Source organism: Methanobacterium sp., assembly GCA_039666455.1.
In the GTDB taxonomy this organism is placed as follows: domain Archaea; phylum Methanobacteriota; class Methanobacteria; order Methanobacteriales; family Methanobacteriaceae; genus Methanobacterium_D.
In genome coordinates this window covers 19,297-40,229 of record JAVSLW010000033.1, presented here as the reverse complement: position 1 = coordinate 40,229, position 20,933 = coordinate 19,297, and the positions used below count along the sequence as shown (strand labels likewise).

Sequence of the window (20,933 nt, the reverse complement as noted above, 5' to 3'; positions counted from 1 at the left end):
GGATTGTTGTTCAAAATTACTGGCCCGGGTTTTCCCCAAGCGAGCATCCAATTGAAAGATTGTTTATCCTGTTTGTTAGTGGAGTAATAGCTTTAACAGTTTATAACCTGATAAAAGGTGAAGAACTAGAAGTTAAGGAAAAACAGGGAATTACAAGTAAAGAAATTTCTGAAAAGCTTGAAGAGATGAGAAATAAGGGAAATTAAATTTCCTGGATTTATAAACTGGAATTACATAGTTTTTTGATTCATTTGCCAGCAATTTAGTGGAAGGGGATAAATAACTGGGATGAGAATGGTTATCACTGCTAAAAAAAGTGGTTAACAAAGCTAAAACAGCTGTCAAGAAAGCTGTTAAAACAACTAAAAAAGAAGTAAAAAAAATAGTTAGTAGGGTTAAATGAGTGAATACAACGAATTCAGACATAAAAAAATGGACATGGGGCATTAATGGTTTATAAAACTACATTTTAAGCCTTTAATGACAAATCTCCATACTTTTTTTGGTTGATAAGTTGTTGGAGGATAAGTCTGGAGCATATTAGGAGATGTTTTCATGGTAAGGTTTACATTGGGTGAGGTTAGGGATCCTTGTTATATCCACGGTAGTTATTTCTCTGACTTTCGCATATTTTTTGCATAAAGGTTACAACGGGGATTTTTTATCATTAATTCAATCCAGCAAAATTTAAAAGGATTAAAAGACCAAAAGTTAATCGAAATTCTCAAAAATCTTCGATAAAAAAATATCAACCCAGAACTTTACAACCCCATACAGATATATATAATTAGAAATATATTGTGTTATGAAAATTACATCAAATCTTAAAAACAGGTTATTAAATAAATACTTCAATTTCTTTTAAAAATAGAAAAAAATTAGTTTTTTAAGTGGACTGATTAAACGGTGATTCAATGAGAAGTGATTCTATTAAAAAAGGCCTGCAAAGAGCTCCACACAGATCCCTGCTTAGAGCATGCGGTGTAACTGACCAGGAAATGGACAAACCATTCATAGGAGTTGCAAACAGCTTTACAGATATAGTTCCAGGCCATATTCATCTAAATGAAGTTGCAAACGCAGTTAAATTAGGAATAAGTCAGGAAGGAGGAGTACCTTTTGAATTTAATACCATGGCCATCTGCGACGGTATCGCAATGAACCATGAGGGAATGCACTATTCTCTTCCCTCAAGAGAAATAATTGCAGATACTGTAGAAAGTATGTCACAGGCACACCAGTTTGATGGGCTTGTACTAATCCCCAGCTGTGATAAAGTAGTTCCTGCAATGCTTATGGCTGCAGCAAGGCTTGATATACCTTCTATTTTCGTTACAGGAGGTCCAATGAAGCCGGGTAAATTCAAAGGAGAATCAGTAGATTTAATCAGCGTTTATGAAGGAGTTGGAGCAGTATCATCTGGAAAAATGACAATGGAAGATTTAAATGAGCTTGAAAAGTGTGCATGTCCCGGTGCTGGCTCCTGTTCTGGACTTTTTACAGCCAATACTATGGCATGTGTAACAGAAACTTTAGGAATGAGTTTACCATATTGTGCAACTGCTCATGCAGTGGATGCCAAAAAAATGAGAATTGCACGGGAATCCGGTGCTCAAATAATGAAGTTAGTAGAAATGAATTTAACTCCTTCAAAAATAATGACTCAGGAAGCATTTGAAAATGCCATAGCAGTTGATCTGGCACTTGGAGGATCTACAAACACTGCACTGCACATTCCAGCTATAGCAAGTGAACTTAAGGATAAAGGAGTCAATGCAACCATTGATACTTTTGATAAACTGAGTAGAAAAATCCCACATATATCCAAATTAGCTCCAGCTGGAACCTATAGCATGCTGGATTTAGACCGTGCCGGAGGTATTCCTGCAGTTTTAAAAGTAATTAAAGATAAGATAAATCCAGATGCTATAACCTGCACTGGAAAATCACTTAAAGAAAATATTAAAGGTGCAGAAGTTAAAGATGAAGATGTTATAAGGCCGCTGGATAACCCTATAGATAAAGAAGGAGGAATTGCAATATTAAAGGGCAATTTAGCTCCAAGAGGTTCAGTGGTTAAAATAGCAGCTGTTGATGAGGATATGAAGATACATACTGGCCCAGCAAAAGTTTTTAATGGTGAAGAAGCATGTGTAGCTGCAATTTTTAATGGTGAAATAGAGGAAGGAGATGTAATCGTAATAAGATATGAAGGACCAAAAGGAGGTCCTGGAATGCGTGAAATGCTGAACCCAACTTCTGCAATATCTGGAATGGGAATTAAATCCGTTGCACTTATAACTGATGGTAGATTTTCAGGAGGGACACGAGGACCATGTATAGGGCACGTATCTCCTGAGGCCATGGTCAAAGGCCCTATAGCTGCCTTAAAAGATGGAGATATTATTAAAATTAATATGATAACCAGAAAACTTGATGTTGAGCTGGATGAGGGTGAAATTAAAAAGAGACTTGAAGATGTGAAAATGCCTGATAAAAAAGTTAAGGGCTGGCTTTCCAGGTACCAGAAACTTGCAAGCTCTGCAGATAATGGAGCCATCTTAAGATAAAATCAGTAAGATATATTACTTTTAAAGTTCAAATATATTAGTCAAAAGCTCAGGTGAAAAAGTGAAAATTAAAGAAATAGCAACATACATTGTTATTATTCTTATTGGAGTAATAGTGGCCCAGCACATGAATGTGGTGGTATCTGGAAGTATGGAACCAGTTCTATACCGGGGAGACATTGTAATAATCGATAATAATCCACGCACAGCTCAAGTCGGAGATATAATTGTTTATAAAGCAGCCTGGTTCCCGCAGCCTGTGATTCACAGGATTATTTATATTGGAGAAACTCCAGAAGGAGACACATTCTTTGTAACGAAAGGGGACAATAATCCTTCGCCTGATCCGGTGGCTGTGTATCCAGATCAGATTATTTCAAAGGTGGTATCTATAAACGATGCACCCCTTATAATACCTAAAATTGGCTATGTGACTTTGTGGATAAGAGGGCTATAAAATAAAGATGGATCTACCATCATCTTTTTTAACTCATTATTTCCAGATCTTTAATTAATTTAAAACATTTATTTAGTGCTTAGATTATAATTTTTTTTTAAACGGTTGTTATAGTTATAAATATTTACGGTGAATTTATGTACAGAATTATAAAAAAAGAAGCAGTGAAATCTCTGGAAAATTCAATTAAATCCCTGGGCCTGGAAATTCCCGACGAAATCAGGGTGGAAGAACCTCCAAACCCAGATATGGGTGATCTTGCAACAACAGTGACCTTCGAGCTTCAGGAAGCATTGAAAAAACCGCCTGCAGAAATAGCAGCAGATATTTTAAAAGTTATTAAGATTTCCAAGCTTTTTAAATCTGTTGAAATGAAAGGTCCCTATCTTAATTTCTTTATTAATTATGATAATTTTAAAAATCTGGTTTTAGAATCAATAAATGAAGATTATGGACAATTAGAGCCTAAAAATAAAAAGGTGATCCTTGAACATACTTCAGCAAATCCTAACGGGCCTTTACACATTGGGCACATACGTAATTCTGTTATAGGGGATTCTTTAGCACGAGTTTTAAAGGCAGCGGGCTATGATGTTGAAACCCAGTATTATGTTAACGATATGGGGCGGCAAATCGCCATAATTGCATGGGGACTTCTTAATTTTGATTATAAAATAGAAGAAAGGGAAAAGATAGACCATGAAATTGGTAGGATATACTTCCAGATTAACCAGAAGCTCTGTGAAGATGAAACTCTTAATCTCAAAGTCAGTGAGCTTTTAAAAACATATGAAAGTGGTGAAGATGAAAAACTGGAATATACATTCTATGAAATCGTTAGTAAATGTCTTGAAGGAATAAAAGCTACCACTTCGCGGCTTAACATTTCTCACGATGATTATGTCTGGGAAAGTAAATTTGTTAAGGATGGAGATGTTCAAAAGATTTTAGGAGATCTTGAAGACTACACAAAGCGGAATGAAGTTTTATACCTCCCTCTTGAAGATTATGGCATTGAAAAGGAGCTCATACTTACAAGATCTGATGGAACATCACTTTATTCTACAAGGGACATAGCATATCATCTTGAAAAATCAGAAAATTCAGACGAAGTTGTTGATGTACTTGGTTCAGATCACAAATTGGCTGTAGACCAGCTAAGCATAGCTTTAGAGTTATTAGGCTGCAAACGTCCTGAAGTTATATTTTATGAGTTTATAACACTCCCTGAAGGTTCAATGTCCACAAGAAGGGGTGTTTTCATTTCTGTAGATGATCTTATTGAAGAAGCTGTAAACCGTGCTCTTCTTGAAATTAAAAAAAGAAGGGAAGACCTGGACAATGCATCTGCCCTTGAAATTGCAGAAGACATTGGTATTGGAGCTATAAGGTATTTTATTGCCAGATTATCTCCTGAAAAGCATATAGTATTTAAATGGGATGATGCACTGAGCTTTGAAAAGGGTTGTGCCTCTATTCAATATGCTCATGCACGTGCCTGCAAATTACTGGAAAAAGCAGGATTTAAATCTGAAAATATCGATTTAAATGATTTAAAAATGGATCACGCCTTTGAAATTGAGCTCATTAAGCTTCTTTCCAAATTTACCACTGTAATTGAAGAATCCACCAGAATAAAAAGGGTTCATCCAGTTGCTCAGTATGCAATGGATCTTGCAGGTGCGTTCAACCGGTTCTATAAGTCTGTTCCAGTTATAGGTGCAGATGAAGAAGAAGAAAGGTTATTACTTGTGGATAAATCAAGAATAACCCTTAGAAACTGTTTAAATCTACTTGGAATCAATGCACCTGTTTCTATGTAGATTAAAAACAGATTTCACGCTGTTAAAACAAGGGTACAGTTTTCTATAAATTCATTTAGAGCTTTTTTATGGTCCCTAAATGAATAGTTCCTGTATTTATCAAAAATAAGGAGATAAAGAAAGGATAAGATATTAAAAGCAAATACTTTGGCGTTTATTTTTGTATTTGGAAATTTCAGTTCAATCTGGTGACTTAGGCAAATCACGAATTCATCGAGGATACTTTCAGATAACCTGCGCCGTTCATTAATGTACAAGCTTATAAAATGGAAGTTTTCTTCCATTAATTTGTATACATGCTGGATTAAAAGTTTAAAAGATTCCACTGGATTTCCTGTTTTATTAGCACTGAAAAGAAGAGAAGCTTCTCCTAATAAATATTCCTTCTGCTCCATTAAAATTGCATTAAAAAGATTTTCTTTGGTTTTAAATTTTCTAAAAAGGGTCATCTCACTGAAACCAGAACTTTCAGCAATTACACGGGTTTTAGCTCCTACATAACCTTCTTCTGCAAAAATTTTAAGTGCTGTGTCCCTTATTATTTCTTCTGTCTCTTTACTCATGTTATCACTCAATATCATTTTTTTCATAAATTAACATTAATGAGTGGTTTAATACTTTTCATATTTAAATTTTATGTTAGTACCCGGAAAATAGGGCGCTAAAAATACTCCAATAGCATAAATATTAGATAGTACTCACTTATACAACAAAAATATCAAAAAAAAGTAAAATAATTAATTTAATAATTAACATATCAAACAGAATATAATATAAATTTGATAAAAGCATTGTCATAACCAATAAAAGCTTTTCCAGTCTTTTATCAAAATTTAGAAAAATATGTAGGTATGATATTGAAGACAGAAACTTCAAAATATCGCTGTTTTTAAGTATCGATGCTTTTTTAACGCTTTTTATCAAATTAAACATTTCGCATAGAAGAAAACTTTTTTATCGGTAAATATCTTACTGTAAAGGTGAAATTCAAACCATATCCTGAAGAATTCTTAAACTAAACCTTTTGGTATGTAATTTAAACTATTTAAACGTTTATGTTGTGGGTGTTAAATTTTTAGGTCCTCTTAGAACAATAGTGTCCTGTTAGGACAAAATTGTTCTGTTAGAACAAATTTTACGTTTTTATACAGTGTTAAACCCACAACCTTTATATAAGATGATTTTACAGACCAAAAAATTGTAAGATAACAGGAAGTTATTTTACAGACAAAAAATTGTGAATATAAAGGAGGCATGAATAATGTATAAATTGGTAGCAGTTCTGCTTGTGGCACTCATTATTGGAGTGACACCAGCAATTGCTACACAGTATGGTGAAACTGCCGATACAATGGCAGTTAAAGGAAAGGGTGCAGATGTTGCATCTGCATCTGAATTAGTAGAAGCAGTTGAAAGTGGAGAAACAACAGGAATAGATAATGAAACGTTGACTGCGAATGTGTCAAGTACAAATACTACAATGAGCAATGATCCTGTACCAGCAGAGGCTACAGGTGCAGATGCGCAGCTTTTAGATGAGGGTTTAGATTCTGTGGTTTCAGAAAACGATACTACAGGTGCAGAAAATGTTACTGCTACAATTCCACAAATAGATACCACTGGAATTGTAATGCAGAGCACTGATTTCAGTTGTGGACCGGCAGCGCTTGCAACAGTGCTGCAGAACATGGGAATCAACGCAACAGAAGGGGATCTCAAGGTCCTCGCTGGCACAGATACATCAGGGACAACAATGCACGGATTATCAGAAGCAGCGAAAGCAAAAGGTTTAAGTGCAACTGGTATGAAATTATCAGTTGATGATCTTAAACCTAATAACATCGTGCATATTATACTGGATGGCGAAGGCCATTACAGTGTAATCAGAAAAATAAGCAATGAAAGCGTTTATCTTGCTGACCCAAGCAAGGGAAACATTGTACTGAGCAGAGAAGAGTTCAGTGCAATTTTCACCGGGAACGTGTTAGTGATAAGCGGTTCCCTTAATCAGACATCAGAACAGGCCAACAATACAAATACAAGTACTGTACAGGCAGAAAACCAAACTTTGACAACAGAAACATTGCAGACTATACGAGGAAAAGGTGGAGTAAATAGAGTAGTTCGGCGCTGGTGGGGATTTATAGTTTATTTATGCAACAATACTACACGAAACATTGTCACTGGTAAGTATGGTGCAGCTACGATTGCGGGAATTATTGCGGCATGGGGAATTACAGCAAAGATAGCAGGAACGGCCGCAGTATTAATAGCTTTCAGTGCACATCTATTAGAGCGGGCTAATGCATATAACAGAGGTGTGAGAGTCTGGTTTAGATGGCCGGTTCCACCATTATGGGTGCCTCTTATAATCAGGATAGACGCTCAACGCTAAAGAATTAACTATCTAATTAAGCTATCAATCATATACATCGCGTGCTTGATAGCTGAATATTTTTTATTTTCACAAAGGAGGTGTTAGTTTGACTCATACAGAAAAGGATTTAAAAAATAAAAAACAAAAAAATGATATTATCAGTTATTTTCTCATTGGAGCGTTTATAATACTTAGTCTTCTTCAGATACATCAAATATTATTTATACACCCAAGAAAAATAGATTTTGGCTTACTACTACTTTGGATCTTGCTTGCAGTAGGATTTTATTTAGATGGCATTAAACAGGTAACAGAAAAATCTGAAAAAAAAGCACTGTGGAAAATAGTTATGATAGTTATTAGGGGTATGACTATAATTACAGGTATAATTGTATTAGCACTATTATTTTTTTGGGGTTTATAACTAATGCAATTTGAGTGATAGACGCTCAACACTGTAAAGAATTAACTATCCATTAAGCTATCAAGCAGAAAACATCGTGTGCTTGATAGCTGAATATTTTTTATTCAATGACAAAGGAAGTGTTAGAGTGATGACTCTGTCAAAAATAGTGAAATAACTCAAACTGCTGATTTAACAGTTCGAGGAAAAGGAGTTGAATCTCAGATAAATGAGACATTCAACACAACTGTAGAACAGAATAGTTCTATAGAAACATTAAATACAGCTATGGAGCTTGATACTGTAGAAAATGATAATTCCTCAGTACCAGCAAGTGATGGGGCCACAGAAAGCGTGGATATGCAACTTCTGGATTTAAATGACAGTTTAGATAACTATACTGTCAATGTTACAATTCCACAAACAGATACCAGTGGAATTGTAATGCAGAGTACAGATTACAGTTGCGGGCCAGCTGCGCTTGCAACAGTGCTGCAGAACATAGGAATCAACGTAACAGAACAGAAACTCATGGTTCTAAGTGGCACAGATAAATTAGGGACAAACATGTACGGCCTGGTACGGGCTACACAGTCAAAAGGTTTAAGTGCAACTGGTATGAAATTATCAGTTGATGATCTTAAACCCAACAACATAGTCTTTTGTAACAATCAATGTGAAGGACACTACAGCGTGGTAATGGAAATAACCAATGAAAGTGTTTACCTTGCTGACCCCAGCAAGGAAAACATTGAACCTGAGCAGAGATTTTCACATATACAAGACCAATCCCTTGCTGAGGTCCATTGGAACTGGAAACAATACTACGTGGAGTATTAGAGGTAATGCGCCCATTTACGGTATTCCAGCAGCACGTGCACAACAACGTGGACAAAGAAGATTCAGAAGATAAAAATTGGAGGTTAGACCTCCATTCCAATTTTTAATGATAAATAATGGTTATTATGCTTAAAATAAATAAATTTACAGTGCTTGGAATAACAGCAACAATTATATTAACATTCTTTGCAGGTATTACTGGATTTTTCGAATATGCTTTTTTAACCCATCTTAAAATCGAAATATTTCATTTAAGTTCTATAGTTTTGATGCTTGGAATTTGTTTAGGTATACTTTCCACGTTTGTTAAAAGAAAAAGAAAAATCCTGTTTTGTAGTTCCATACTAACTATAATACTTGGCCAAATTATAGTGGCAGCAATCACAGGTTATATGCATCCAACAGAAATTGGTCTTAATAAAGAATTCATTGACATGGAAATTGCAAACCGTTTTATTTTTCTTTTGTGGAATAATTTATTATATTCATTTATAACAATTTTAACAGGTCCCACTATAATCTATCCTTATATCACATTAATAGATACTGTTGGATTTGCAACTGGTTATATAGCAGCAAATATAAGTTTTCATGGTTTTGAAGGTGTTATACTTTGGATTGGGTCATTTCATATATATCCTGAGTTTTATGCCATCTATTTAGCCTGCATAGCCGGTATTAGAATATCTTTAAAGTCTTTTAAAGCATACATATCTATAAGAAGAAATGGGATTAAAAGCACTTTAAAAACTATTAAAGAGGTTATGATATATGAGCTTAAAAATACAATGCCCAAAATAATAATTCTATTAATAATTGCAGCACTTTTAGAAAGCTTATGGGCACCATTTTGGACAAATTACTGGCTACAACACATAGCATGACTGTAAATAGGTATTAGAATACATGAAAAACCTTATGTTAGATTTGCAGGTAAAAAGGCTTAAATGCGACCCAGCAACTGTCAGCCAGAATATAATTAAGGAAAAATTAATAATAACAATCAATTATTGGACAGCCCCTATTTAATAAAGCCCTCCATTAAGAAAATTATTGATTTTATCGGTTGTAGATTGGTATATTCTTCTTATAACTGCTTTATTATCTTTAAATTCTATTAAAATTGCGTAAACTCCAAGATCATGCAGATGGCGCAGGAATTTTTCTGCTTCTTCCCTGTTTTCAACATCTATAACCATGTCTTCGCCTGCAATATTTCCAGAGGACACATTCTTTATGGTGGCAAGCATGGGATAGAGAATTGATTCTCCAAGTCTTTTTGCTCTCTCTTGAACTTCTTCTTCACTTTCATCCATTTCAAATGCCTGGAATCCTTCTCTTATAACTCTGCTGAAGAAGAAATCCCTTCCAAAGTCAAATGGATAGGTAAATGCATATTTTATCTCATCGTCGTGGGCCTGGGATGAGGTGTATTTCAGGGGACCGATCTCCATTTGAGGGTCTTTCATCACTATTCCTTCCCTGTTCTCTTCCCCAATTTTTTTAACTATTTTTTTAATGTATTCGGCTGCATCTTTAACATTAAAAGTTCCTAAAACGCGTACAGATGGGAGATTATATTTTTGAAGGAGTTTATATTTCTCTTTAAGGGGTAGAGGCTCATTTGAAGTCTTTTTTCGAAGGTCAAAAACTCTAAAACCCAGACTGCCTATTTCCAGGTAGTGGTGAGAAACATAAGGGTTATCTGTACCTACCATTTCTCCACAAATTACAAGATCATGGTTATCATTGAAAAAATTGCTAAGATCCATTATTTCCACGGCTTTTTTGGTGGTATAAGGACATATATACCCTCCCCTTGTTAGAGCAATTATTTCATCTCCAATAGAAGCTATACGGACATTGTAACCATTCATCTTCTCTTCTACAACAACTCTGTTTTCAAAATGATTTTCAATAGTTGGTGAGAGCATCAAAGTTCTTCTGGTCTTTGGAAAGCCTCTTATAACTTCTATTTTTTCTTTAAAGTAAATTACAGTTCCAGATTCAACTTTACCAACATCTTTTTTAAACTGGAGTGCAGGGATACCTTTAAAATCAAAAAATTTAATAATTCCTTTTTCTATAGCGTGATTAAGCCTTTCTGCCTTAACTCCAAGGATTTCTTGAAGTTTTTTATCTAAAAAATTCTCAATAACCACTCTGGATTCCAGATTGCATGAGGAACAATGAAAAAAGAAATTGTTGAAGGAGTTATTCCTCCTCCAATCAATGTTCATCTTCAAATCACAATCCGGGCATTTAATTTCAGGTAAATTCAGCTGACCTCCTCCAGGTCAACAATGAATTTCATGATATCTGTTTTAGTGATCATTCCTTTAACACTACCTGTATCATCCACAGCTGGTATTCCGCTGCACTCTTCATTCACCATCATGGTTGAAGCATCGGCTATTGTAGCACTTTCTAAAATTGTGTGCACATTTTGAGTCATAATATCTTCTACAAGGAGATTTCTTATTCTTGAAGACTGGTATTTGTCTGGAACAACTTTTCTAAAGGATATCATTGAGCAAGCTATGTCCTTTGCGGTTATTATCCCTTCAATACTACCGTCGTCCATTACAAGAAGCCTTCCCAGATCTTCATCAACAATCATTCTTCTTGCATGAACAAGTCTATCCTTAGAGTTAATGGTCATTAAATCTGTTTCCATTCTTTCTTTTATAAGAGTGTTAGTGTAGGGCACTCCCTGGCATGTTTTGACAAAATCTGTCTTGGTAACAATTCCCACTAAATCATCATCATCCACAACAGGTAATCCTCCAATTTTGTTATCAACCATCAATTTTGCAGCATTCCCAATGGTCTCTTTGCTTTCTACGGTTATGACCTCTGTACTCATTACCGTTGATACATGGAAATGGGAAGGTGGGAGGTTACCGTATTTTGATGAACCAAGCCTTGAAGCAATATCTTTTTCTGTTATAATTCCAACTAATTCTTTATTATTCCTTCCGTGTCCATTTAAAACTGCTAATCTTGAAATTCTGTGTTTTTTCATGAGTTTTAATGCATCGTGGATGTTCTGGTCTTTATCTATTCCAATTACTTCGCTGCTCATTATATCTTTTACACGCATGTTTATCCCCCTACTGAATTCCTTTGATTATATCAGTTCTTGTTATTATACCGACCAGATCTTTGCCCTCCACAACAGGAATATGGCTGGCACCTTCACTGGACATGAGCTTTGCAGCTTCCAGTGCATCTGCATCTGGACCTATCTGCACAAAATCCTCACTCATGATATCTCCGGCTGTGAGCATGGACACGTCTCTGGCTTTTCTTTTGTCTCCACCTTCTGCAAGCTGCCTTACAAAGTAAATCCTTTCCATACTTACTCCTGTTTCAGGATCATCAATCCTGGCAAAGGAAATATCTGCAGGAGTTATAATTCCTGCAATTTCGCTGTCAAACATTACAACAAGCCCGTATATTTTATTTTCATCCATAAGGCGTATAACGTGGCTTAGAGTGTGATTCTGGTTTACAGTGACCACATCTCCGGTCATGAGCTCTCTGATTTTCCATCTGCCTGCGTATTTTGAAATGTAAAATTTCATGAGGTCGGTCTTTGTTATTATTCCTGCCAGTCCTTCAGAGTCCACAACAGGAACAGAACTTATTTTATTTCTTATCATGATCTCTACTGCATTTTTAACGTCTTCATCTGCACCTATTGTATGAATGCTGCTGCTCATGATTCTTCTAATTGAGATTTTATCAATGGGCCTTCTCTTCCATGCAGGGCCGCTTCCCCTTAATTTACGTGCCAGGTCTTTTTCTGTAACGATCCCAACTGGATTTTCGTCTTTGTCTACAACTACGACTCTGCTTAGTCCATGTTTAAGCATTAGATTTCTGGCATGACTTACATGTTCGTTCTGGCCAATTACAATTACTTCGCTGCTCATTACATCATTAACTTTCATGATAAAACCCCTATCCACTTATTGCCCTTAAAATGTCACTTTCTGTAATTATTCCCAGTAATTCATCATCTCTAACTATTGGTAGCCCTCCAATATCTTCTTTTTTCATTATAGCTGCTACATCACTTAATCGTGTATATATGCTGGCTGTAATGACATTTTTCTCCATTATATCAGATATGCTGGTGTTTAAAACTTCATCAGCATTGTTTGTTATTATTTTTTCAAATGCTGTGTTTTTACCGAGGAATTCAAGAACATCAGTTGATGTAACGATTCCCACAAGTTTATCATTCTCAGGATGGGGTGTTTTCCTTTCTTCTCCTGTAACAGGAATTCTTCTTAATCTATTTCTCACCATTATTTTGGTAGCGCCTTCAATTCTTGTTCCCGGTGTTGTGCTGATTACAGAAGAGGTCATATAATCTTCAACAGCTTCATCAGTTAATACTCCTGAAAGAAGCATTGCAAAATCTCTTTCTGATACAATTCCCACTATTTTTTCATTTGAATCAACTACTGGAAGTGCACCGACCTTTTTTTCAAGCATTTTAGATAGGGCATCTCCCATGGAACTTTTATTATTCAAAAATTCCACTTTTCTGGTCATAATCTCTTTTACAGATTCATTTATGGCAGATAAGAAGTTACCATCGTGTTTTTTCTCTAAAATCTGGTATTTATCGCCACCGCCTAAAAAATTCAATATGTCCATCGATGTTACTATTCCCAGAATTTTTCCAGTTCCAGGATCTGTTACAGGTAGCCTTCTGAATTTGTTCTTTACCATTATTTCGGCAGATTCTTTTATTGTTGCACTTTGGGGCACTGTAATTACTTCTTTTTTGGCGATACTCATAACATCGCCCTCATGTTCTGCTATATGTGTTTCAAACTCCAGGGGAGCTCTTTCTCTGGATTTCACCACATTAATTAGTTCTTTTCTTCTCATAGTACACCTCACATAAATATGAAATAAAATAATACATAAAAATCAATGTTGATACTTCAAGTCTGAACTTTGGAAAATCAATTTATGTACGACCCTAAAATATCTTCTCTTGAAACTATACCTATAAGATCAGCTTCTTTTACTCTATGGGGTTCATTTTTTACATATACAGGATTATCTACAACTGGTAGTCTCCCAATATTAAATTTGATCATTAATTCAGCGGCTTCGTTTATACCCTTATCCGGAGTAATAACTATTGGTGGAGTCTTCATGATACTTTCCACCTTGGGAGGTTTCTTATTTCCCCCATCTTTAGATATTTTCAGGTGACCTGAGTTTATTATATCTTTCCTTGTGATCATGCCTATGATCTTGTTCTTTTTAATTACAGGAAGTCCAGAAAAACCTGTATCGTCCATTTTTTCCCACACTTTTGATAGAGGATCATCATAGTTACAGGTAACAACATTTCTAACTGTTATTTCACCAACATTCTGTTTTAAGGGCTTTAATTTCCTTTCAAGTACATTTTCAAGGATATCAGCAACAGTTATTATGCCTACAAGATCCATACTATCTTCTGATCTAACAACAGGTGCTTGAACAATGTCTGCTTCCAGTAGTTTCCTTGAAATTTCTGCAACTTCCATATCTGGTCTGGCAATAACTTTTGGGCTTTCCATAATCCCACGAGCTTCGATGTTGGACTTTGTAGCAGATATCTTAATCATATTTCCACGGGTAATCATTCCTTCCAGATGGTTTCCATATACAACAGGGACGCATCTAAAACTTTCATCCCTTAAAATAGATCTCACTTTAGTTGCATATGTGTCTACAGAAACTGTAACCGGATCTGGTGTCATAACATCTTTAACATAGTTCAAATTAAATCACCTTCTAAATCTTCTTTACATTCTTCACAGACGAATTTACCGTCAATTTCATCTAAATAATCCATAAAATTCCCACATGTTTCACAAACTCCAGGTACTGGGCTTTCTTCACGATTAAAATCCATCTGATTTTCCATTCTAGCATTTTCAACCAGAATTTCAGTAAGTTCTGGAGAAACCGTCATTATGTCATTTGCAGTTAATATACCGGTAAGTAAATCATCTTTAACAACAGCTAATCTTCTTATATTCATTTTTGACATGAAACGTGCCGCTTCGTTCAATTCTCTTCCAGGGTCGATTTTTATGAGGTTTTTGGTCATTACTTCCTTAACAGTAATTTCGCTGGCCCTGATATCTTGCGCAACAACTTTGTTTATGATGTCGCTTTCAGTAATTATACCTTCAGGCTCATCGTTGACCTTAACTATTAGGCAACCCACTTCGTTCTGGGTCATTAAGAATGCAGCATCAGCTACGCTGCTTTCAGGCTTTATTGTAATCACACTGGATGTCATAGCGTCTTTTACTGTTACATTTGTTTCCATTTCCATTTTTAAACCTCCTACCGTATTTTGAGAATTTTATGAACCTGAGGTATTGTTAATACGTCCATGTATTCTCCTGCTTTTTCAGAAATTTCAAAGATCTTCCCTCCCTCCCACAGTTTCAGTGGGGCTGCAGGCTGTATTACCATTGACAGTTTTTTGGTATTTGAAATTTCATCACTTATCTTCGAAGCTATTGAACTTATCATGTTAACTTTTGTGGAAGGAAGTATAACTACCTTACAGTATGTATTTACTCCCCCATCTATTAATAGATTTAGTGATTTTAATTCGTTTTTAAACAGCTTATTATAGTCTGGAGTTGAATCATGTTCTGGTAACTTAATGTCTACTGAGGCATATTTAATTAAACTAACTATTTTCTTGATTTTATCAGGCAATGAACCGTTGGTTTCAAGCAAACAGTCCAAATCATATTCTTCAAGAAATTCTTTTATAAAATCAGCATGTAATAATGGTTCCCCTCCTGTAAGAGAAACAGAATGAAAATCAGGAGTTATCAATTTATCTATGGAACTGAAAAGTTCGCGAGTTGAAAAAAGAACCCCATACTCTGGATCTCTGCTCATTGGAGTATCACAGTAGTTACAGTTAAGATTACATCCAGAAAATCTTACAAAAACCTGTCTTCTACCAATTAGTTTGCCTTCACCTTGAATACTTGAGAAAACCTCATTTATACGAGCAGTCAAAATCTTCCGACTTTCGTCGGCAGTCAAAGTTTCGTCAGCTTTCATTTTTACGCACTTACATAGGCCTTATAAAGACTTCTTGAAATAAGCACCCTGTCCAACACCTTCATTGACGCATATCTGGACGCTTGATATGTTTTCTGTCTCTTTTAGATGTTTAGATATTTCCTCGGCGAAATATTCTGCCAGATCCTCCGCAGATGTTGTCTCAAGTGGTAAGAGGCAGCAGTCTTCAAGAGGGAGCCTGTATTCTTTTTGCATGATTTTGAATTCTATGGATTTATCGTCTTCTTTTTGAAATTCAATTGTCTTGCTATGAGACGGAATTAAAACCCTGTGATCAAGTCTTGAACAAATTCCACGCACAATATCCTTTGCTTTTTTAAAATCAACGACGAATCCAAATTCCCCTGTTCTTTCCCCCTCAAACTGAACGTCTACAATATATGAATGTCCATGTATCCCTCCGCAGGATTCGTGGAGAGGAATCATATGGGCTGATGAGAACCTTAAATTAGCGTGAATTCCATTAATTACTATTTTCATCCTAAAACCTTTGTTTTTGTTATATCTTCTTCAATTGATTCTATTTCATTAATATAAGTTTTGCATATTTTAGAGCTTAAAGCACTGATTTTCTCATTATCTAAATCATTTTTGCATTGTAGGAGGCCTATTGTATCCACATCATCTGGAGTGCCTTTATCTTTTATATTCATGCCGAAATGTATTTTCATGCTGCTGTTTGAGCATGTAGCAATAGAAACGCTGAGTTTTTTATCATTAAAGTAAAGATCATCACCTTCACGGCGTGTTTTTATTCCTAATTCATTTAAAACATCCTTAACTATCATTACGAATATTCTCTGTCTATGATAACAGGTTTTTATATCTGCAGGTTGAACATCAAAATGTTCTATTATGAAATGAACCATTTCACCTGACTTAATTTCAAGCCCCACATCTTCATAATCCATGATCTTTGCTGGTTTTATTTCCATGGGGCCTATCCATGACACTATACTTGGACCTTTTAATTTTAAGTATTTAAAAGCCCAAAATGGTTCAATCTGGCTTCCATCATAGAGCAGGTATTCCTTCAGTTTTTTATATTTCATTTTCAACCACAAGTTCTTTATACCCGGTTTTGGGGTCAAAAATTCTTTTCAGGGATTTATCTGATCTTAATATACATATTTCTGCTGTAGTGTTTATTATGCAGCCTTCGCGCAAATGTCCGCCGATTACACGGCCTTCTTTATCAGAAATAGCAATATGGACATGAATTCCATTTTCTGTAAGAGTACCTTCTGCAGAAACAATTTCAAAAGGTCCTTTAAATGTCTTGATTTTGCTGTTTGCCATTCTTAAAGTGGCAGAATTTAAACTACCGATAATACAGAGAATTATACCTGACTTAATTTTATTTTGTTTGATTATGTCAATTATACCCTTTTTAAGGTCTTCATCAGGATTCAGTCTGGATATTATCATTGATATCAATATCAATTTTTGTATTTATAACATTCTCTAATGGCGTGATTATATATAATGTTGTGTAGTTAAATAAAATTTATGAGAGTCCGTATCAGAGATTTCATATACACCATTGATGATTTATACTTTGCCACAACAGCATACATTCATCCAGAAGATAGGATACTGTCCTTTTTAAGGTATGTCCCTGATAAAAATGGAGAAAGATCTAAAAATGGTAGAAAATATACAAAGGTAGATTCAAAACAGGCGTACAAGTTTTTAAGCAGTAAATATCCAGAATATCTGTATAATTGTGATATTACAGATATTAAGATGATGGGTGTACCTTTAAATAAAGTAAAAGAAATATTACGTCCAGAAAAACGACTTAAAGAGATAATGAATAATTCTAATAATGATGATTTGCTTAATAAGGTTGTAAAGCTGTCTGATATTTTTCATGAGCATGCGGGGATCCCTTATTCTAAAATGGGAGTTTCTGGATCAATATTAACTGGCTTATATGATCCTTCTGTTTCTGATATTGATTTTGTAATATATGGGCTTAGAAATCACAGAAAAGCCCTGGAAACATTTGGAAAGATTAAGGATAAAACTGATTTAAAAAGTATCGACAATGAATATTGGGCTCAATTGTATAAAAAAAGGATTAAGGATACCTCTTTAAGTTATGAAGAGTTCAGGTGGTATGAAAAGCGTAAAAATAACAGGGGAGTAATTGATGGGACCCTGTTTGATATTCTTCTAACTCGTGACTGGAATGAAATTAAAGGTAAATATGGGGAAGAAAAATTTGAATCTCTGGGCACTGCAATGGTTAAATGTAGGGTAAAAGATGCAATGGCAGCATTTGATAACCCTGCAGTTTATAAAATTGAGGAGGTAAATATTTTAGATGGTAGGGATGTTGATATAACTGAAATTGCTTCATTTACCCATACTTATTCAGGACAGGTAAAAGAAGGTGAGAAAATAATTGCAAGGGGTAAATTAGAAAAAGTTACAGGTCCAAATAGTAGATACAGGATCGTTGTTGGCACAACAAGGGAATCAATAGGTGAATACATTAAACTGAAAGAATTAAAAATTCTTTTAGATCAAAAACAGAGTTTTTGACAGGGTATCGAAAATATAATTTTCATGCTTAAAACAGTGTTTTTATAAATTATTATCTTTAAGGAGGTATTGAATGAAAGATACTTACAGTATTGGGCTCATTGGGTTTGGAACAATTGGAGCAGGGGTTGTTGAAACATTTAATCTGAATTTAGACCTTATGGAACAGAAAGTTGGAGCAAAGATAAAGCTTAAAAAAGTTGTTGATCTGGATATAGAAACCGATAGAGGAGTTAAAATTGATAAAAACATTTTATCCACTGATGTTAATGATATTTTAGAAGATCCAGAAATTGACATAGTAATAGAGCTTATAGGCGGATATGAGCCAGCAAAGAGTTTTATTTTAAAGGCTGTGTCTAATGGAAAACATGTGGTAACTGCAAACAAAGCACTGCTTGCAAAGCACTGGGAGGAAATTCTACAATCTGCAAATGATAATAATGTCCGAATTTGCTTTGAAGCAAGTGTGGGTGGAGGTATCCCTTTACTGCATCCTTTAAATGAAAGTTTAGGTGCAAATCACATTCAATCAATCTATGGTATAATAAACGGTACTGCAAATTACATTTTAACAAAAATGACTGATGAAGACCTTGGTTTTGAAGAAGTATTAAAAGAGGCTCAGGAAAAGGGTTATGCTGAACAGGATCCAGCTTTTGATATTGAAGGTCATGATACTGCCCAGAAATTAATTATACTTACTATACTGGGCTTTGGAGTTTATGTTAAACAGGACAATTTCCATGTGGAAGGAATAAGCAGGATTAAGCAGGAAGATATTGAATTTATAAAAAATGAGATGGGTTATTCCATTAAATTACTGGCCATTTCAAGAATTAATGGCGGTGAACTTGAAGTAAGAGTTCATCCAACTTTAATACCTCAGAATCATCTTCTTGCATCTGTTAACGGTGTATTTAATGGTGTTTACATTGTTGGAGATATAGTTGGCCCTGTTATGATGTATGGGCAGGGGGCAGGGATGATGCCAACTGCAAGCGCGGTTGTGGGGGATTGTCTGAATATAATGGAAAATATGGAACGGCAAAACATTTACGGTCCAGCTGATACTGAGGTTAAACAGATAAAGAACATTGAGGATATAAAATCGAAATATTATCTGCGTCTTACCGCAGTTGATAAACCTGGAGTTTTACATGTTATTTCAGGTATTTTAAGTAAATATGATATTAGTATAGAAGCCGTGAATCAGAAAAAAAAGGATGAAGGTCAGGAAGTTCCTATTTTCATGGTGATGCATGAAGCACTTGAGAAAAACATGCAGAATGCGATTAAAGAGATTAATGCCCTCCACTTTGTAAAAAATGATACCCTATTTATTAGAGTTTTAGAGGACTGATAACAATTTCTTTTCTATTCTTGTGCTGATTAATACAAAGATTTCATTAAGTGTTTCCTCCAATGAATTATTATTAAAGAGCTATATACGTAATAAAGTATAATAGTAATAAATAACATATAAAAAAGTATGTTAGAATATCTTGGCTGTTATGGGGAAAAAGGACTTGATCTCTGTTTTATAGATAACACCTCCCCTGAGGAATGGAAAAACGAGATTGAAAGTAAATTAGCTAAATATAATGAAAGCGCATTCATTGACGATAATAAAAAGCTGAATTTATTCGTCGTATTAAGACTGGACCCCTCCAAAGAAGAATATGATGATATCGGGTACATAAGATACCATATAAACGAATTCATGAGCTTTTACCACCAATTGATAAACGAAATCAAGGAATCTCAGTGAGCCTGGCTACTTGAAATTTCTTTTTTTGATTTTTTTAATTTAAATCCTGGCATTTTAAAATCTAATCATTTCTATAAATTAATTCAAGTTTTAGAGAGTAATAACATACGCATACTATTTATACCAGTTTAAGAAAGATATAAACCAGTTAAACATAGCTGATTAATATTTAAACTGGTTTTAGATAGTAAACGGTGCTAAAATGTTAAAGGTCTCTGAAATATCAGAATTCATTTATTGCCCTGCAAAACTGTATTTAAAACATACTATGAACCTTAAAGTTCAAAACAGTGAAATTACAACTGGAAAAGTCATCCACGAAGTTAGAAGAGGTTTTGAAGAAATCCTCAAGCATAATATATGGAATATTAAAAGAGATATGGAAATTGCAGAAATTCAAAAAATTATATTAAATGGAATTCCCGAATTTATAGACGATCTGCAGCTTAAATACATGAATAATTCTAATCAGGAGGATTTAAATAAATTTTTCAATGAATTAAAAGAAGATCTGATAATAGAGGCAAGCTTAAATGTTTTGAAGATTAAAAAATTGATGGAAACAGCTAAAAAACAGGGAATGGAAATTTCTGAATTGCTGTTTCCTCAATCACTTCTGGAATTTTCCCTTGAAAGTGAAGAACTGAATTTGAAGGGCAAAGTAGATAAAATTGAGATAATTAATGGTATATATTATCCAGTTGAGGTTAAAACAGGTTTTCCTCCTCCAAAAGGTACATGGCTATCTGATTCGCTTCAAATTGCAGCATATGCTGCTTTAATAGATTATGAATTGAATAAAGAAGTTCTTGTTGGTTTTGTTTATTATACCAGAATATTTGAAAGAAGACCGGTTGTAATAAACTCGATTTTACATAATAAACTCTTCCAGGTACTTGATTCAATTAATACCATGTTTGAAAAGGAAGAGATACCTGAATTTAAGTTAAATAAAAAGAAATGTGAAAAATGTGAATATATGGGGATTTGTGAATATAATGATTAAGT

Annotated in this window: 23 protein-coding genes; 12 read left to right on the top strand and 11 right to left on the bottom strand. The window is 34.7% G+C overall.

Annotated elements, in window-relative coordinates:
• The 4 genes from PQ963_09055 to argS form a co-directional block, all read left to right on the top strand.
• On the top strand, positions 1-206 hold a 206-nt coding region (locus tag PQ963_09055; protein MEN4029813.1), incomplete at its 5' end, for a hypothetical protein.
• A 708-nt stretch (positions 207-914) separates the two neighbouring features.
• Positions 915-2,570 (top strand): dihydroxy-acid dehydratase, encoded by a 1,656-nt coding sequence (gene ilvD / locus PQ963_09050; GenBank protein MEN4029812.1) that lies wholly within the window; start codon positions 915-917, stop codon positions 2,568-2,570.
• Between the two features lie 61 nt (positions 2,571-2,631).
• The gene (locus tag PQ963_09045; GenBank protein MEN4029811.1) at positions 2,632-3,027 is read left to right on the top strand and encodes a signal peptidase I; all 396 of its coding nucleotides are present in this window, start codon (positions 2,632-2,634) and stop codon (positions 3,025-3,027) included.
• 137 nt (positions 3,028-3,164) lie between these two features.
• Complete coding sequence (gene argS, locus PQ963_09040) at positions 3,165-4,850, top strand: arginine--tRNA ligase (protein MEN4029810.1); 1,686 nt, start codon at positions 3,165-3,167, stop codon at positions 4,848-4,850.
• A gap of 14 nt (positions 4,851-4,864) precedes the next feature.
• On the opposite strand, the gene PQ963_09035 is transcribed toward argS, so the two are convergent.
• Positions 4,865-5,413 carry a TetR/AcrR family transcriptional regulator gene (locus PQ963_09035; GenBank protein MEN4029809.1) on the bottom strand — a complete coding sequence of 183 codons (549 nt, stop codon included), beginning with the start codon at positions 5,411-5,413 and terminating at the stop codon, positions 4,865-4,867.
• Between the two features lie 698 nt (positions 5,414-6,111).
• On the opposite strand from PQ963_09035, the gene PQ963_09030 reads away from it, so the two are divergent.
• The 4 genes from PQ963_09030 (at position 6,112) to PQ963_09015 (ending at position 9,354) form a co-directional block, all read left to right on the top strand.
• The gene (locus PQ963_09030; protein ID MEN4029808.1) at positions 6,112-7,245 is read left to right on the top strand and encodes a C39 family peptidase; all 1,134 of its coding nucleotides are present in this window, start codon (positions 6,112-6,114) and stop codon (positions 7,243-7,245) included.
• Between the two features lie 88 nt (positions 7,246-7,333).
• A complete protein-coding gene (locus PQ963_09025; GenBank protein MEN4029807.1) occupies positions 7,334-7,651 on the top strand; it encodes a hypothetical protein in 318 nt (105 codons plus the stop codon).
• A 267-nt stretch (positions 7,652-7,918) separates the two neighbouring features.
• Positions 7,919-8,470, top strand: coding sequence for a cysteine peptidase family C39 domain-containing protein (locus PQ963_09020; protein ID MEN4029806.1), 552 nt, complete (start codon positions 7,919-7,921; stop codon positions 8,468-8,470).
• Between the two features lie 125 nt (positions 8,471-8,595).
• On the top strand, positions 8,596-9,354 hold the full coding sequence (locus PQ963_09015) for a stage II sporulation protein M (protein MEN4029805.1): 759 nt from the start codon (positions 8,596-8,598) through the stop codon (positions 9,352-9,354).
• 141 nt (positions 9,355-9,495) lie between these two features.
• Here PQ963_09015 and PQ963_09010 read toward each other — a convergent pair whose 3' ends face one another.
• From PQ963_09010 to PQ963_08965, 10 genes are all read right to left on the bottom strand, one after another.
• On the bottom strand, positions 9,496-10,632 hold the full coding sequence (locus PQ963_09010) for an RNA ligase (GenBank protein ID MEN4029804.1): 1,137 nt from the start codon (positions 10,630-10,632) through the stop codon (positions 9,496-9,498).
• A gap of 116 nt (positions 10,633-10,748) precedes the next feature.
• A complete protein-coding gene (locus PQ963_09005; protein MEN4029803.1) occupies positions 10,749-11,573 on the bottom strand; it encodes a CBS domain-containing protein in 825 nt (274 codons plus the stop codon).
• Positions 11,574-11,583: 10 nt separating this feature from the next.
• Positions 11,584-12,426, bottom strand: a complete 843-nt coding sequence (locus PQ963_09000; GenBank protein ID MEN4029802.1) for a CBS domain-containing protein — start codon at positions 12,424-12,426, stop codon at positions 11,584-11,586.
• 10 nt (positions 12,427-12,436) lie between these two features.
• Positions 12,437-13,378, bottom strand: a complete 942-nt coding sequence (locus PQ963_08995; protein MEN4029801.1) for a CBS domain-containing protein — start codon at positions 13,376-13,378, stop codon at positions 12,437-12,439.
• A 77-nt stretch (positions 13,379-13,455) separates the two neighbouring features.
• Positions 13,456-14,268 (bottom strand): CBS domain-containing protein, encoded by an 813-nt coding sequence (locus PQ963_08990; GenBank protein ID MEN4029800.1) that lies wholly within the window; start codon positions 14,266-14,268, stop codon positions 13,456-13,458.
• Complete coding sequence (locus PQ963_08985; protein MEN4029799.1) at positions 14,265-14,831, bottom strand: CBS domain-containing protein; 567 nt, start codon at positions 14,829-14,831, stop codon at positions 14,265-14,267. Before PQ963_08985 ends, PQ963_08990 begins: the two co-directional genes overlap by 4 nt.
• 11 nt (positions 14,832-14,842) lie before the next feature.
• Positions 14,843-15,538 (bottom strand): 7-carboxy-7-deazaguanine synthase QueE, encoded by a 696-nt coding sequence (locus PQ963_08980; GenBank protein ID MEN4029798.1) that lies wholly within the window; start codon positions 15,536-15,538, stop codon positions 14,843-14,845.
• Positions 15,539-15,604: 66 nt separating this feature from the next.
• A complete protein-coding gene (locus PQ963_08975; GenBank protein MEN4029797.1) occupies positions 15,605-16,084 on the bottom strand; it encodes a 6-carboxytetrahydropterin synthase in 480 nt (159 codons plus the stop codon).
• Positions 16,081-16,656: a DUF366 family protein gene (locus PQ963_08970; GenBank protein MEN4029796.1), complete on the bottom strand. Its 576-nt coding sequence runs from the start codon at positions 16,654-16,656 to the stop codon at positions 16,081-16,083. Before PQ963_08970 ends, PQ963_08975 begins: the two co-directional genes overlap by 4 nt.
• On the bottom strand, positions 16,646-17,032 hold the full coding sequence (locus tag PQ963_08965; GenBank protein ID MEN4029795.1) for a DNA-binding protein: 387 nt from the start codon (positions 17,030-17,032) through the stop codon (positions 16,646-16,648). The genes PQ963_08970 and PQ963_08965 overlap by 11 nt, the downstream gene beginning before the upstream one ends.
• An 81-nt stretch (positions 17,033-17,113) precedes the next feature.
• On the opposite strand from PQ963_08965, the gene PQ963_08960 reads away from it, so the two are divergent.
• From PQ963_08960 to cas4, 4 genes are all read left to right on the top strand, one after another.
• On the top strand, positions 17,114-18,154 hold the full coding sequence (locus PQ963_08960; GenBank protein ID MEN4029794.1) for a nucleotidyltransferase domain-containing protein: 1,041 nt from the start codon (positions 17,114-17,116) through the stop codon (positions 18,152-18,154).
• A gap of 73 nt (positions 18,155-18,227) precedes the next feature.
• The gene (locus tag PQ963_08955; protein MEN4029793.1) at positions 18,228-19,517 is read left to right on the top strand and encodes a homoserine dehydrogenase; all 1,290 of its coding nucleotides are present in this window, start codon (positions 18,228-18,230) and stop codon (positions 19,515-19,517) included.
• Positions 19,518-19,646: 129 nt separating this feature from the next.
• Positions 19,647-19,925, top strand: coding sequence for a hypothetical protein (locus tag PQ963_08950; protein MEN4029792.1), 279 nt, complete (start codon positions 19,647-19,649; stop codon positions 19,923-19,925).
• A 202-nt stretch (positions 19,926-20,127) separates the two neighbouring features.
• Complete coding sequence (gene cas4, locus PQ963_08945; protein MEN4029791.1) at positions 20,128-20,931, top strand: CRISPR-associated protein Cas4; 804 nt, start codon at positions 20,128-20,130, stop codon at positions 20,929-20,931.
• Positions 20,932-20,933 lie beyond the last annotated feature (2 nt).

Coding starts and splice junctions, on each gene's coding strand:
- ilvD (MEN4029812.1), top strand. CDS start 915: ATGAGAAGTGATTCTATTAAAAAAGGCCTGCAAAGAGCTCCACACAGA.
- argS (MEN4029810.1), top strand. CDS start 3,165: ATGTACAGAATTATAAAAAAAGAAGCAGTGAAATCTCTGGAAAATTCA.
- PQ963_09035 (MEN4029809.1), bottom strand. CDS start 5,413: ATGAGTAAAGAGACAGAAGAAATAATAAGGGACACAGCACTTAAAATT.
- PQ963_09030 (MEN4029808.1), top strand. CDS start 6,112: ATGTATAAATTGGTAGCAGTTCTGCTTGTGGCACTCATTATTGGAGTG.
- PQ963_09020 (MEN4029806.1), top strand. CDS start 7,919: ATGGAGCTTGATACTGTAGAAAATGATAATTCCTCAGTACCAGCAAGT.
- PQ963_09015 (MEN4029805.1), top strand. CDS start 8,596: ATGCTTAAAATAAATAAATTTACAGTGCTTGGAATAACAGCAACAATT.
- PQ963_09005 (MEN4029803.1), bottom strand. CDS start 11,573: ATGCGTGTAAAAGATATAATGAGCAGCGAAGTAATTGGAATAGATAAA.
- PQ963_09000 (MEN4029802.1), bottom strand. CDS start 12,426: ATGAAAGTTAATGATGTAATGAGCAGCGAAGTAATTGTAATTGGCCAG.
- PQ963_08995 (MEN4029801.1), bottom strand. CDS start 13,378: ATGAGAAGAAAAGAACTAATTAATGTGGTGAAATCCAGAGAAAGAGCT.
- PQ963_08985 (MEN4029799.1), bottom strand. CDS start 14,831: ATGGAAATGGAAACAAATGTAACAGTAAAAGACGCTATGACATCCAGT.
- PQ963_08975 (MEN4029797.1), bottom strand. CDS start 16,084: ATGAAAATAGTAATTAATGGAATTCACGCTAATTTAAGGTTCTCATCA.
- PQ963_08970 (MEN4029796.1), bottom strand. CDS start 16,656: ATGAAATATAAAAAACTGAAGGAATACCTGCTCTATGATGGAAGCCAG.
- PQ963_08965 (MEN4029795.1), bottom strand. CDS start 17,032: ATGATAATATCCAGACTGAATCCTGATGAAGACCTTAAAAAGGGTATA.
- PQ963_08960 (MEN4029794.1), top strand. CDS start 17,114: ATGAGAGTCCGTATCAGAGATTTCATATACACCATTGATGATTTATAC.
- PQ963_08955 (MEN4029793.1), top strand. CDS start 18,228: ATGAAAGATACTTACAGTATTGGGCTCATTGGGTTTGGAACAATTGGA.
- PQ963_08950 (MEN4029792.1), top strand. CDS start 19,647: ATGTTAGAATATCTTGGCTGTTATGGGGAAAAAGGACTTGATCTCTGT.
- cas4 (MEN4029791.1), top strand. CDS start 20,128: ATGTTAAAGGTCTCTGAAATATCAGAATTCATTTATTGCCCTGCAAAA.